This is a genomic window from Frondihabitans sp. GW821-FHT04F02, assembly GCF_059420045.1.
The window spans coordinates 483,128-495,785 of sequence record NZ_JBWKSZ010000004.1; the positions used below are offsets into that span (position 1 = coordinate 483,128).

At 71.1% G+C, this 12,658-nt stretch carries 13 protein-coding genes and 1 riboswitch; of the genes, 5 read left to right on the forward strand and 8 right to left on the reverse strand.

Features of this window, described 5'->3' with window-relative positions; genetic code table 11:
• Positions 1-2: 2 nt before the first annotated feature.
• From purU to AC07TY_RS13935, 4 genes are read right to left on the reverse strand one after another with little or no spacing between them, the layout of a single operon-like run.
• Positions 3-854, reverse strand: a complete 852-nt coding sequence (gene purU, locus AC07TY_RS13920; protein ID WP_494785702.1) for a formyltetrahydrofolate deformylase — start codon at positions 852-854, stop codon at positions 3-5.
• A gap of 22 nt (positions 855-876) precedes the next feature.
• Positions 877-2,304, reverse strand: coding sequence for an MFS transporter (locus AC07TY_RS13925; RefSeq protein ID WP_494785739.1), 1,428 nt, complete (start codon positions 2,302-2,304; stop codon positions 877-879).
• Positions 2,305-2,338: 34 nt separating this feature from the next.
• Positions 2,339-3,505, reverse strand: a complete 1,167-nt coding sequence (locus AC07TY_RS13930; RefSeq protein ID WP_233580048.1) for a putative hexosyltransferase — start codon at positions 3,503-3,505, stop codon at positions 2,339-2,341.
• A 10-nt stretch (positions 3,506-3,515) separates the two neighbouring features.
• Entirely contained in the window at positions 3,516-3,887 is a 372-nt protein-coding gene (locus AC07TY_RS13935) for a DUF3253 domain-containing protein (protein ID WP_123507023.1), read from the reverse strand.
• A 41-nt stretch (positions 3,888-3,928) separates the two neighbouring features.
• Between AC07TY_RS13935 and AC07TY_RS13940 the strand changes: the two genes are divergently transcribed.
• Positions 3,929-5,260: an MFS transporter gene (locus AC07TY_RS13940; protein ID WP_233580049.1), complete on the forward strand. Its 1,332-nt coding sequence runs from the start codon at positions 3,929-3,931 to the stop codon at positions 5,258-5,260.
• Here AC07TY_RS13940 and AC07TY_RS13945 read toward each other — a convergent pair.
• Both AC07TY_RS13945 and clpS read right to left on the reverse strand, forming a co-directional pair.
• Positions 5,257-5,727 carry a DUF2017 domain-containing protein gene (locus tag AC07TY_RS13945; RefSeq protein WP_158614266.1) on the reverse strand — a complete coding sequence of 157 codons (471 nt, stop codon included), beginning with the start codon at positions 5,725-5,727 and terminating at the stop codon, positions 5,257-5,259. The two genes, AC07TY_RS13940 and AC07TY_RS13945, sit on opposite strands and share 4 nt — an antisense overlap.
• The gene (clpS, locus tag AC07TY_RS13950; RefSeq protein ID WP_123507025.1) at positions 5,724-6,002 is read right to left on the reverse strand and encodes an ATP-dependent Clp protease adapter ClpS; all 279 of its coding nucleotides are present in this window, start codon (positions 6,000-6,002) and stop codon (positions 5,724-5,726) included. Before clpS ends, AC07TY_RS13945 begins: the two co-directional genes overlap by 4 nt.
• Positions 6,003-6,060: 58 nt before the next feature.
• Positions 6,061-6,144: riboswitch (ZMP/ZTP riboswitch) on the forward strand.
• A 38-nt stretch (positions 6,145-6,182) separates the two neighbouring features.
• On the opposite strand from clpS, the gene glyA reads away from it, so the two are divergent.
• Both glyA and AC07TY_RS13960 read left to right on the forward strand, forming a co-directional pair.
• The gene (glyA, locus tag AC07TY_RS13955) at positions 6,183-7,463 is read left to right on the forward strand and encodes a serine hydroxymethyltransferase (protein ID WP_494785703.1); all 1,281 of its coding nucleotides are present in this window, start codon (positions 6,183-6,185) and stop codon (positions 7,461-7,463) included.
• Positions 7,463-8,362 carry a bifunctional methylenetetrahydrofolate dehydrogenase/methenyltetrahydrofolate cyclohydrolase gene (locus AC07TY_RS13960; protein WP_494785704.1) on the forward strand — a complete coding sequence of 300 codons (900 nt, stop codon included), beginning with the start codon at positions 7,463-7,465 and terminating at the stop codon, positions 8,360-8,362. Before glyA ends, AC07TY_RS13960 begins: the two co-directional genes overlap by 1 nt.
• 122 nt (positions 8,363-8,484) lie before the next feature.
• On the opposite strand, the gene galK is transcribed toward AC07TY_RS13960, so the two are convergent.
• Positions 8,485-9,684, reverse strand: coding sequence for a galactokinase (galK, locus tag AC07TY_RS13965; RefSeq protein ID WP_494785705.1), 1,200 nt, complete (start codon positions 9,682-9,684; stop codon positions 8,485-8,487).
• Complete coding sequence (gene galT, locus AC07TY_RS13970) at positions 9,681-10,787, reverse strand: galactose-1-phosphate uridylyltransferase (protein ID WP_494785706.1); 1,107 nt, start codon at positions 10,785-10,787, stop codon at positions 9,681-9,683. Before galT ends, galK begins: the two co-directional genes overlap by 4 nt.
• Before the next feature lie 89 nt (positions 10,788-10,876).
• On the opposite strand from galT, the gene AC07TY_RS13975 reads away from it, so the two are divergent.
• Positions 10,877-11,683 (forward strand): DeoR/GlpR family DNA-binding transcription regulator, encoded by an 807-nt coding sequence (locus AC07TY_RS13975; protein ID WP_494785707.1) that lies wholly within the window; start codon positions 10,877-10,879, stop codon positions 11,681-11,683.
• Between the two features lie 22 nt (positions 11,684-11,705).
• The gene (locus AC07TY_RS13980) at positions 11,706-12,647 is read left to right on the forward strand and encodes an aldose 1-epimerase family protein (protein WP_494785708.1); all 942 of its coding nucleotides are present in this window, start codon (positions 11,706-11,708) and stop codon (positions 12,645-12,647) included.
• Positions 12,648-12,658: the final 11 nt, after the last annotated feature.

Sequence of the window (12,658 nt, forward strand, 5' to 3'; positions counted from 1 at the left end):
CGCTAGCGGAACACGATCGTGCGGGCGCCGTCGAGCAGCACCCGGTCTTCGGCGAACCAGCGGACGGCCTGGGTGAGCGTGCGGCTCTCTTCGTCCTGGCCGATCGCCATCAGGTCTTCGGGGGTGCGCGTGTGATCGACGCGCACGACGTTCTGCTCGATGATCGGGCCCTCGTCGAGGTTGCTCGTGACGAAGTGCGCGGTGGCGCCGATCAGCTTCACCCCGCGGGCGTGCGCCTGGCGGTAGGGGCTGGCCCCCTTGAAGCCGGGGAGGAACGAGTGGTGGATGTTGATGGCGCGGCCCTCGAGCGCCGCGCACAGCTCGGGCGACAGAATCTGCATGTAGCGGGCCAGGACGACGAGCTCGACGTCGTGCTCCTCGACCACGTCGAGCACGCGGCGCTCGAACTCGGCCTTGAGCTCCGGGCCGACGACGGGGCGGTGCTCGAACGGCACGCCGTAGAACTCGGCGAGGCCTCCCAGGTCGGGGTGGTTCGCGAGCACGAGCGGGATCTCGACCGGGAGCTGCCCGGCGCGCTGGCGGAACAGCAGGTCGTTCAGGCAGTGCGCCGCCTTGCTCGCGAGCACGAGCGTGCGGAGGGGGCGGCCGACGACGTCGAGCTTCCACTCCATGCCGTAGCGCTCGGTCACCGGCGCGAGCGCGTCGACGAACGTCTGGGGGCCCGTCTCGGAGACGACCTGCAGGCGCATGAAGAACGTGCCGGTGTCGTGGCTCGAGAACTGCTGCGACTCGGTGATGTTGCCGCCGGCGTCGACCACGGCGCCGCTGATCGCGTGGACGATTCCCGGGCGGTCTTCGCAGACGAGGGTCAGGGTCCAGTGGGTTTCGCTCACCGCTCCAGGATAGAGGCCAGGCCTAGGCCGCCGGCACGGTTTCGGGCTCCGGAGCGACGACGGGGGCGCGCCCCCGTCGCAGGGCGCGGTCGAGGATGGTCAGCGCACTCAGCACGACCGCGATCCCGACGATGACCCAGCCGAGCTCGTGGAGGGCGCCGGTCGTCGGGGCGTCGCCGTATGCGACGCCGATCAGGCTGGTCGACGCGATGGCGCCGATGTAGATGCTCGTGCGCGAGAGCCCGGCCGCGGCGCCCATCGTCGCCGGGTCGACCTGGCGGTAGAGGGCCGCCTGGTTCGACACGGAGGCGAGGCCCTGCGGGATGGTGAAGAAGACCGTCGCGACCACGAACAGCCAGACGGGCGAGCCGCCGGTGAGCGTCAGCACGATGAAGCCGCCGACGAGGGGGATGACGGCCGCCGCGATCAGCGGCAGGCGCACGCCGGCCTTGCGGGCGAACCAGAACGAGGCGACGCCCGCCAGGATCGCGCCGGGCAGCTGGATCAGGCCGGCCGTCTGCGACGAGATGTGCGCGACGTCCTGCACCCACTGCGAGAAGCCGTAGGTCATCGTGTAGGCGATCCCGTAGAGCAGGAAGAGGCGCAGGTAGGTGCGGGTCAGCGCGCCGTTCGAGGCGAGCATCCGCACGTCGATGAACGGCGCGACCGCGCGGCGCTCCCACAGGATCAGCGCCGCGAGGGCGAGCGCCGTGACGACGAGGAGCCACCAGAGCCCGGACGACAGGTCGAGCAGGAAGACCAGCAGGCTGCCGATCGTGATCGCGAACAGGGCGAGGCCGGCGGGGTCGATGGCCTGGCGGATCGGCAGGGGGGTGGCGCGGATCGGGCGGATACGGTCGGACGGCAGCCACAGCGCGCCCAGCACGAGGCCGATGCCGGCGAGCGGCACGTTGACCAGGAAGATCGCGTGCCAGCTGAAGGCGCCGATGAGCACGCCGGCGAGCGGAGGGCCTGCCGCGGCCGACACGAGCGACGAGATGGACAGCCCGCCGAGCACGAGCGGCGGCGTCAGGATGCCGAGGCGGTCGGACTGGTTGCGGATCGCGCTCATCGCCGCGGGGTATGCCGACGAGGTGCCGATGCCGATCAGGACGCGCGAGACGAGAGCCGCCCCGAACGTCGGGAGCACCGCGGGCAGGATGCCGGCGATGATGACGACGACCATCCCCATCAGGAAGATCTTCTTCGGCCCGAACCGGTCGGCCAGCTTGCCCATCGTCGGCTGCGCGATGGCGCTCGCCAGGTAGAGCGACGACACCAGCCAGATGGCCTGGTCGCTGCCGATGCCGAGGTCTCTCGAGATGGGCGCCAGCGCCACGGCGATCATGGTGGTGTTGATCGGGTTCAGAAGGGGCCCGAACAGGATCGGGATGACGAAGCGGGGGCCGAAGCCGGTCTCTTTGTACGTGGGGGATCGCCTACTTTGCAGTCACGGAGATCTACAGTCTAGCTGTATAAATCGGTCATGGGTAGCCGACGAACCAGAGCAGCACGACCGCGACGGCCTGGAGCACGACGGCCGACGCGAGCACGACGACGCGTCGGCGCCGCGTCTTCGAAAAGAGCTCGCTGCCGAGGAGGGGCGCGACGGGCATCATCAGGCGGACGAGGCTCTGCTGCGGGAGGAACACGGCGACGAGGTACAGCCAGTACGAGGCCGTGAACGCTACGAGGTCGCGGCCGAGTTCCTGCGTCGATCTGCGGGTCAGCCAGAACACGCCGGCAGCGATCGCGGCGAGCACCACGGCCACGCCCGCCCACCCCAGATATGTCGACGCCATCGTGAACCACGGCGTGAGCGGCGTGAAGTGCCGCCGGCCGACGAAGCCGACCCACCACGACAGCTCGGTGTCGAGGTACGCGCTCGGGTGGCCGGTCGCAGCCGTGGCTATCGGCGGCCAGGCCAGGCCGGCAGCGCACGTCACGGCTCCCGCGACGACGATCCGCACGACGTCGCGCCCGGGAAGCGGGTCGGTCTCCCGCGACCGCCACCGCATCAGCAGGTGGACGCCGAGCGCCAGGGCCAGCGCGAGGATCCCCGGCCGGGTGAAGGCGGCGAGCACGGCGAACGGGATCAGCGCGAGGTAGCGCCGCGTCAGCAGGCACCACAGCGCCGCGAACAGGAAGAACAGGAAGGCGCTCTCCGCGTACGCCGCCTGCAGCAGGAACCCCATGGGCCCCACGCAGAACAGCGCGACTGCGAACAGGGCCCGGGGCGCAGGAACTCGCAGCACCAGCACGCGGTAGAGCATCAGGGCGGCCCCGGCGCCGAACAGCATCGCCACCACGACGCCCGCCGGATAGAAGCCGAGCCCCGTCGCGCCCGACACGAACCGGACGATCCCCGGGAAGACCGGGAGGAAGGCCCACGGGTTCGGCACCACGTGGCCGCTCGCGTCGACCGGGAGCGTCGTCGGATACCCGTGCTCGGCGATCGTCTTGTAGAACGAGGCGTCCCAGGAGCCGGAGAACGTGAAGAACGACGGATTCGACCGGTGGCTCGCGAACGTCCAGCCCTGAGCGGTCGCAAGCGCGAACATCGCGCCGAGGAGAGCCGACGACAGCACGCGCGACGCGGCGTAGACCGCGAGCACCGCGAGCCATGGTCTCTCGGTCAGGACTCGGCGCACGCCGACCAACCTAGCGGTGCCGCCGGATGCGGATCGGGCCCTTCGCGGTCGACGGGTCGACGACGCTGCCGCCCTGGGTGATGTCGACCTCGCCCGCGGCGACGAGGCGCCTCGCCGCCCGACGGGCCGGCTCCATCAGCTCTCGCCAGCCCTCGTCGTCGCCCTGGTAGACGTCGCGAGCCGCGTCGGACGGGCAGATGGTCGACGTCGCGGCGCGTGCCTCCAGGAGCCGGCGGATGCTCGCCTCGAGCTCCCGGTCGACCGGGCGCACCTTCCGCTTGCGGCAGGCGTCGCTGCAGTACGCGACCTCGTCCCAGTTCTTCGCCCACTTCGCGCGCCGCTCGATGCGCCGTCCGCACGATCGGCAGGTCTTCTCGTCCACCGGTCCGTTGTACTCGTCCGACCTGCCACTAGGCTTTTCCGGTGACGACGACCACCCGTGCCCGCTTTCCCTGGGCCGGTCTGCTGGCCCTCGCCATCGCCTCGTTCCTCTCCATCTCGGGCGAGATGCTGCCCACGGGCCTCCTGCCCGAGATGGGGCGCGACCTGCACGTCAGCGAGTCGGCCGTGGGGCTGCTCGTCACCGTCTTCGCGTTCACCGTGGTCTGCACCAGCACGGTCCTCACCTCGCTGACGGCCCGGTTTCCGAGACACCGCCTGCTCGTCGGCCTGATCCTGATCATCGCGATCGGCGCCGTCGGCACCGCGCTGGCGCCCACGTACGCGTGGATGGTGGCCGCCCGCGTCGTCGGAGGACTCGCCCACGGCGTCTTCTGGGCCATCACCGGCGCCTACGCCGCCCACCTGGTGCCGCGCGAGCAGGTCGGTCGGGCGCTCGCCGTGTCGTCGTCGGGCGGAACCCTGGCGTTCGTGCTGGGCGTGCCGCTCGGGACGGCCCTCGGCCAGGCCGTCGGCTGGCGGATCGCGTTCGGCATCCTCGCCGGCCTCATGGTCGTCGGGGCCGTGCTCGTCTGGCGGCTCCTGCCCGACGTCGGATCGGGTGCCGAAGACGCCGCGACCCTCCGGCGCGAGGCCAGCGACGCCATGACCGGTGCGACGCCGGTCGGCCCCGGCGCCCTCGCGACCGGCTCGATCCCGATCATCCGCAACGGACGCCTGCCCCGAGAGGAGGTCGACCCGAGCGTGCTCGGCGTGGTGCTCACGTGCATCGTGACGGGCCTCTTCATGGTCGGGCACTACTCGCTGTACACCTACGTCGCCCCGTTCCTGACGCGGTCGAGCGGGCTCACCGGCGACTCGCTCAGCGTCGCGCTGTTCGCCTACGGGATCGCCGGCGCCTTCGGCCTCCTGCTCGTCGGGCTCGTGCTCGGCAAGCGGGTGTCGCTGAGCATCCCGCTGTTCATGGCGCTCGTCGCCGTCACAGTTGTCGGCCTCCTGGTGTTCGAGGGCAACCCCGTGGCCTCGTTCGTGGTGTTCGTGGTGCTGGGGATCACCTTCGGCGCCCTGCCCCCGCTGCTGCAGACGCGCCTCCTTCAGATGGCCCCGGCCCGCATCCGCGACCTCGCCTCGTCGTTCTACACGTCGTCGTTCAACCTCGGCATCGGCTCGGGCGCGCTCGTCGGCGGCTTCGTGCTGTCCGGCGCCGGGCTGGGCGCGCTGCCGCGCCTCTACATCGTGATCGCGGTCGTCATGCTCGCCGTCGTGCTGCTCTCCGACCGCCTGCTCACGCGCCGGGATGCCCGGCGGAAGGCCGCTCGGAGGGCTGCACGAGAGGCGCGGCGCCTCGGCGCCTAGCGGTCGAGGGCCCTGACCAGGGTCTCCTGCACGAAGCCGAGCCACTCGTAGACGGCCCGCAGGTAGGCGGCCTCCTGGTCGGCCGGGGCGTCGAAGCCGTCGGCCGTCACGCCGAGCCGCGTGCCCAGCGTGAGCCGCACGTCGTTCAGCGTGCGCAGCCAGGCCTGCTCGGCCTCCTTCGACAGCGGCGCCTTCGGGTCTCCCGCGAGGGTCTCGAGCACGAGCGTCGCCGTCTCGACCTTGCGCGCCGTGAGATCGTCGACCGTCAGTCGCCGGAACTCCGCATCGGCGTCGTCGTCGCCGCGATAGCCGGCGGGCAGCAGGCGCGCGACGGCCGGGTCGGCCTCGTCGCGCTCCTCCAGCAGGGTCACGATCTGCGAGACGAGCTGCTCGATGAGCGACCTCTCGTGACCGGCGAACGAGAAGTGGACGCCGTCGCGCTTCCGGGAGAACGGGAACAGGCTCACTCGTCGGCCTTCGACACGGTCGCCCAGAGTCCGTAGCCGTGCAGCGCCTCGACGTGCATCTCCATCTGCTCCCGTGCGCCGGTCGCGACGACGGCCTTGCCCTTCGTGTGCACCTGCATCATCAGCCGCTCCGCCTCCTTCGACTGGAATCCGAAGTACGTGCGGAAGACGAACGACACGTACGACATCAGGTTGATGGGGTCGTCCCAGACGAGCGTCACCCAGGGGACGTCGGGGGCTTCGAGACGACGCAGGTCGGTCTCGTCGAGGGTCATGCTCACAGAGTCCAGGGTGGCACGACTTATTGAGAGCCGTGCCTGTGAGTTGTTATGCTCCAGGAGTCGCAACTGGCGTTCGGGTGGTCTACCACCGGGGAGCGACTCACACGGTCGGCAGCCGTACGCCTGGGCTGCCGCTGGACCATCTCCTTCTATCCGTGTGCATTGGAGCTTTCCATGACTGTCACCTCAGATCGCCTGCCCTCCACCTTCAACGCCCCGCTCTCGGAGGTCGACCCCGAGATCGCAGCGGTCCTCGAGCAGGAGCTCGGCCGCCAGCGCGACTACCTCGAGATGATCGCCAGCGAGAACTTCGTCCCGCGCGCCGTGCTCGAGTCGCAGGGCTCCGTGCTCACGAACAAGTACGCCGAGGGCTACCCGGGCCGCCGCTACTACGGCGGCTGCGAGTTCGTCGACATCGCCGAGAACCTCGCCATCGAGCGCGCCAAGAAGCTCTTCGGCGCCGACTTCGCCAACGTCCAGCCGCACTCCGGCGCACAGGCCAACTCGGCCGTCCTCGCCGCGATCGCGACCCCCGGCGACACCATCCTCGGCCTCGAGCTCTCGCACGGCGGCCACCTCACGCACGGCATGAAGCTGAACTTCTCGGGCAAGCTCTACAACGCCGTCGCCTACGAGGTCGACCCGAAGACCTACCTGATCGACATGGAGACCGTCCGCCAGCAGGCGCTCGAGCACAAGCCGAAGGTCATCATCGCCGGCTGGTCCGCGTACCCCCGCCAGCTCGACTTCGCCGCGTTCCGCGCCATCGCCGACGAGGTCGGCGCGTACCTGTGGGTCGACATGGCGCACTTCGCCGGGCTCGTCGCCGCGGGCCTCCACCCGTCGCCGCTCCCGCACGCCCACGTGGTGTCGTCGACGGTGCACAAGACGCTCGCCGGCCCGCGCTCGGGCGTGATCCTCTCGAACGAGGAGTCGCTCTTCAAGAAGCTCAACTCGGCCGTCTTCCCCGGCCAGCAGGGCGGACCGCTCATGCACGTCATCGCCGCCAAGGCGACCGCGTTCAAGCTCGCGGCCGAGCCCGAGTTCAAGGACCGCCAGGAGCGCACCATCCGCGGTGCCAAGCTGCTCGCCTCGCGGCTGATGGAGGCCGACGCGAAGGCCGCCGGTGTCGACGTCCTCACCGGCGGCACCGACGTGCACCTCGTGCTCGTCGACCTCCGCGCCAGCGAGGTCGACGGCAAGCAGGCCGAGAACCTCCTCCACGAGGTCGGCATCACTGTCAACCGCAACTCGGTGCCGTGGGATCCTCGCCCGCCGATGACCACGTCGGGCGTCCGCATCGGCACGCCGGCGCTCGCGACCCGCGGCTTCGGCGACGTCGAGTTCACTGAGGTGGCCGACATCATCGCGCTGACCCTGATGCCGAACCCCGACATCGCGGCCCTCGCCGCTCGCGTGAAGGCGCTCACCGAGGCCTTCCCGCTCTACGCCTGATGTCGGCAGAGATCGGCGTCAGCCGGGCAGTCTCCATCGACGGCACCGCCCTGGCGGCGTCCGTCAAGGACGACCTTCGGGAGCGCGTCGCCGCCCTCAAGGCGACCGGCGTGCACCCGGGGCTCGGCACGATCCTGGTCGGCTCGAACCCGGGCTCGCTCTCGTACATCGCGGGCAAGCACCGCGACTGCGCCGAGGTCGGCATCGAGTCGATCCGCCTCGACCTGCCCGAGACGGCGTCCGAGAGCGACATCCGCGACGCCATCCGGTTCATGAACCAGAACCCCCTCGTGACGGCTTTCATCATCCAGCTGCCGCTGCCCGACGGGATCGACCCGACGTCGATGCTCGAGCTGATGGACCCGTCGAAGGACGCCGACGGGCTGCACCCGCTGAACCTCGGCGAGCTGGTGCTGGCCGTGCCTGGCGGCAAGGGCTCGATCGACACCCCGCTGCCGTGCACCCCGCGCGGCATCGTCGAGATGCTCCGCGCCTACGACATCCCGATCGAGGGGCGTCATGTCACGATCATCGGCCAGGGCCTCACGGTCGGGCGCCCCCTCGGGCTCCTGCTCACGCGCCTGGAAGCGACGGCGACCCTGACCCACTCGCGCACGGTCGACGTGGCAGCCGAAGTGCGCCGAGCCGACATCGTCATCGCCGCGGCCGGGGTCGCCGGCCTGGTCAAGCCCGACTGGGTGAAGCCCGGCGCCGCGGTCATCGACGTGGGCATCACGCGCGTGCTGAACGAGGAGACCGGCAAGTACAAGCTGCGCGGCGACGTCGACCCGTCGGTCGCCTCCGTCGCGGGGCACCTCTCGCCCGTCCCCGGCGGTGTCGGCCCGATGACCCGCGCCATGCTCCTCAAGAACGTGGTCGAGGCGGCCGAGCGCCGCTAGCCGCGGCCCTGCGGCGCCCCGGCGGCGGCGCCCTGCCCGCGGCCCCGCGAGCCAGGGCCAGCGCAGGCCAGACCCCAGGTCGCATGCCGCAGGAACTCGGGGCGGCCGGCTTCGAGAGCGAGCTAGACCCGTCGCGCCCCGTCGGCGGCGTGCACCGCGAAGACCGTCGGCTCGCGATACCCCGCGACGGCGAACGCCGCCAGCACGGCCGCCGTCACGGCGTCGCGCGCGGTGGTCGGCACGAGCGCGATCGCCGAGCCGCCAAAGCCGCCGCCGGTCATGCGTGCGCCGACGGCGCCGGTGGCCTGCGCCGTCGCGACGGCCAGGTCGAGCTCGGGCACCGAGATCTCGAAATCGTCGCGCATCGACGCGTGCGAGGCGTCGAGCAGCGCGCCGATGGCGCCCGGGCCCTTCTCGCGGAGGGTGCGCACGGTGTCGAGCACGCGCCGGTTCTCGGTGAGGATGTGCCGCACGCGGCGGAACGTCTCGTCGTCGAGCACCTCGGCGGCGCGAGGCAGGTCGTCGACGTCGAGGTCGCGCAGCGACGACACGCCCATCTCGCGGGCTCCGCGCTCGCACGAGGCGCGGCGGTCGACGTACCCGCCGGTGGCGTGCGCGTGCTCGACGCGGGTGTCGATCACGAGCAGCTCGAGGGAGGCGGCGGAGAAGCCGAGGTCGATCACCTCGGCGTCGAGGCTGCGGCAGTCGAGGAAGACGGCGGAGTCGGCGCGGCCGAGCAGCGACGCCGACTGGTCCATGATGCCGGTGGGGGCTCCGACGGCGTCGTTCTCGGCGAGCTGCCCGACGGAGGCCAGGAACGGCCGGGTCACGTCGAGGTGCCAGAGGTCGGTGAGGGCGACGGCGACGGCGCACTCGATGGCCGCGGACGACGACAGGCCCGCGCCCACGGGGACGTCGGAGTCGACCCAGATGTCGAGGCCGACGGCGGTGGTGAGTTCCTGCGAATCACTGCCCTGCGCCCCGAGCTTCTGCTGCAGAGCCCACGCGATGCCGAAGACGTAGGCCGACCAGCCGGACATCTGCGTCGTGTCGAGGTCGTCGAGCGAGATCTCGTGGACGCCGGCCTCGAAGGAGGAGGCCACGCGGAGGAGGCGGTCGTCGCGGACTCCGACGGTGATGGTCGTGTCGCGGTCGATCGCGAGCGGAAGCACGAAGCCGTCGTTGTAGTCGGTGTGCTCGCCGATCAGGTTGACCCGGCCGGGGGCCGCCCAGCGCCCGACGATGGCGGTGTCGAAGGCGCCCTCGAAGGAGGTGGCGCCCTCGAAAGATGCGCTGCTCTCGGAAGAAGATGGTGACGTCATGCTCGCTCGATTGTCTCTCGGATCAGTTCGGCGCTCTTCTCGGGGACGAGGTCGCCGATCCAGGCGCCCATCGCGGCCTCCGAGCCGGCCAGGAATTTGAGCTTCGACGCCGCCCGGCGCGGGGACGTGATCTGCAGCATGAGACGCACCGTATCGCGACCGACATTGATCGGCGCCTGGTGCCACGCGGCGATGTACGGCGTGGGGTCGTCGTAGAGCGCGTCGACGCCGCGCAGCAGGCGGCGGTACATCACGGCGAGCTCGTCGCGCTCGTCGGGGGTGAGCCCGGCGAAGTCGGGTACGTGGCGGTGCGGCAGCAGGTGGATCTCGACGGGCCAGCGCGCGGCGAACGGCACGAACGCCGTGAAGTGCTCGCCCGACAGAAGCACGCGCGGGCCGGTGCGCTCGCTCTCGAGCAGGTCGGCGAACAGCGTCGGCCCGTACTGGTCGATGCTCGTGAGGAGGCGCTGGGTGCGCGGCGTGACGTAGGGGTAGGCGTAGATCTGGCCGTGCGGGTGGTGCAGCGTGACGCCGATCGCCTCGCCGCGGTTCTCGAACGGGAAGACCTGCTGGATGCCCGGCAGCGCGCTGAGCGCCTCGGTACGGTGCGCCCACGCCTCGACGACCGTGCGGGCGCGTGACTCCGACAGCCCGGCGAACGAGCCGTAGGTGTCGGGGCTGAAGCAGACGACCTCGCAGCGGCCGACCGACGTGCGAGTGCGGCCGAAGCCGAGCGACGAGAGGTCGGCGAGGTCGTGCGGCGCGTTGGCGGCGTCGGGCGGGAGCTCGGGTCCGAACGACGGCGAGCGGTTCTCGAACACGGCCACGTCGTAGTTGTCGGGGATCTCGGACGGGTTCGTCTCGCTGGCCGGAGCCAGCGGGTCGAGCTCGGCCGGTGGAAGGAAGGCGCGGTTCTGACGTGAGGCGGCGATCGACACCCACTCGCCCGTCAGGACGTCCTGCCGCATCGTCGCGGTCTCGGGGCGCGGGTCGAGCGGGCGCAGGTCGGGCTTGCGCTCCGGCGACAGCGTCGTGTCGGCGTCGTCGAAGTAGATGAGCTCGCGGCCGTCGGCGAGGACGGTCGGGCGGATCGCGATGGGCATGCCCCTCCTTGGGTGTGCACGGTTCAGGTATGCACGGTGCCTCCGTCTTTCGCTTGCGAAGGCAGTTGAAAGTATACGAAGATCGGGTCATGGAATCCACCTCCGGCGCCACAGCCGCACGTCGGCGAGATGGGGTCGTCGCCTACGTCGAGGCGCACGGCTTCGCCCGCACCGCCGACCTGGCGCGCGAGTTCGGCACCTCCGAGGTCACGATCCGCACCGATTTCGAGGCCCTCGCGACGTCCTCGCGCGTGGTCCGCGTGCACGGGGGCGCGATGGCCGTCGACCAGGCCCCCGTCGAGCGGTCGTTCGAAGAGGTCGAGGCCGTCGGCTCCGACGCCAAGCGCGCCATCGGGGTCGCAGCCGCCGCGATGGTGCGCGACGGCCAGTGCGTCGTGCTCGACGTCGGCACGACGACGACGCAGGTCGCTCTCGCCCTCCTCGAGCGCACCGACCTGATCGGCGTGACCGTCGTGACGAACGGCCTCACGATCGCCCTGGAGCTCGAGCGCGCCGTGCCGCGCTTGACGGTGATCGTCACCGGCGGCACGCTCCGCCCGCTGCAGCACTCGCTGGTGAATCCCCTGGCGACCACCGTGCTCGACGGCATCACCGCCGACATCGCCTTCCTCGGCTGCACCGGGATCGACGTCGACCACGGGGTCACCAACGTGAACCTCCCCGAGACCGACCTCAAGCGCCTCATGGTCAAGACCGCCCGGCGTTCGATCATCGTGGCCGACGGGGGCAAGATGGGAGAAGCGCATCTCGGCGTGATCGGTCCGCTCGACAGGTTCGACGGGCTCGTCACCGCCGGTGCCTCGACGGAGAGCGTGGCCGCCCTCCGAGCGGCCGGGCTCGCCGTGGTCGAGGCGGATGCGCCTCTTTCCAGCTGACATCCCGACCTAGGAGTCCCGCGTGACCGACGTCGCCCCGCCCACCGGCGAGCAGTACCACCTCCGACTCGACGCCCCCGGCGGCGTCGTGACGGCCATCGTCACCGAGGTCGCCGCGGGTCTCCGCGCCCTCGAGGTCGGCGGAGTGGCCGTCGCCGAGACCTTCTCCGAGCACGAGGCGCCCCCGTCGGCTTCCGGCATCACCCTCGTCCCGTGGCCCAACCGCGTCGACGGCGGCACCTGGACCCTCGACGGCAAGCCCCAGCAGCTCGACATCACCGAGGTCGCCAAGGGCAACGCCAGCCACGGCCTCCTCCGCTTCTCGCCCTACCGCGCCGTCTCGGTCGAAGAGCACGCGATCACGCAGTCGGCGTCGGTCTTCCCGCAGCACGGCTACCCGTTCCGCCTTGACACCACCGTGCGGCACGAGCTCGTCGACGGAGGCATGGTCGTCACGCACACCGTGACCGGCCGGGGCGCAGGAACTGCGCCGATCGCCGTCGGGGCCCACCCGTTCTTCCGTGTCGGCGACCACGACCCCGCCTCCCTCCGGGTCACCCTCGACGCCGCCACCCGCTTCGAGACGAACGTCCGCAGCATCCCCGTCGGCACGGCGCCCGTCGCGGGCACTCCGTTCGACCTGACCGGCTCCCCGCTGCTCGGCGACCTCGACATCGACGCCGGCTACACCGACATCGCCACCGACGGCGAGGGGCACCGCCACATCACGCTCGCGGCCCCCGACGGCTCGTCGACGACAATGTGGATGGACGCCGCGTACCCGTACATGCAGGTGTTCACGCCCCGCAACTTCCCGCGCGACGGCGTGAAGGGCCTGGCCTTCGCGGCCGAGCCGATGAGTGCTCCGGCCAACGCGCTGGCCTCGGGCGAGGGCCTGGTGTGGCTCGCCCCCGGCGAGACCTGGACCGGCCGGTGGGGCGTCGCCTACTCCCCGGCCCCCTAGTCGCCGCCCTC

Excerpts from the sequence above, each read along its gene's own strand:
- AC07TY_RS13960 (WP_494785704.1), top strand. The coding sequence starts at position 7,463 with ATGTCGGCAGAGATCGGCGTCAGCCGGGCAGTCTCCATCGACGGCACC.
- galK (WP_494785705.1), bottom strand. The coding sequence starts at position 9,684 with ATGACGTCACCATCTTCTTCCGAGAGCAGCGCATCTTTCGAGGGCGCC.
- AC07TY_RS13975 (WP_494785707.1), top strand. The coding sequence starts at position 10,877 with ATGGAATCCACCTCCGGCGCCACAGCCGCACGTCGGCGAGATGGGGTC.
- clpS (WP_123507025.1), bottom strand. The coding sequence starts at position 6,002 with ATGACCCTCGACGAGACCGACCTGCGTCGTCTCGAAGCCCCCGACGTC.
- glyA (WP_494785703.1), top strand. The coding sequence starts at position 6,183 with ATGACTGTCACCTCAGATCGCCTGCCCTCCACCTTCAACGCCCCGCTC.
- galT (WP_494785706.1), bottom strand. The coding sequence starts at position 10,787 with ATGCCCATCGCGATCCGCCCGACCGTCCTCGCCGACGGCCGCGAGCTC.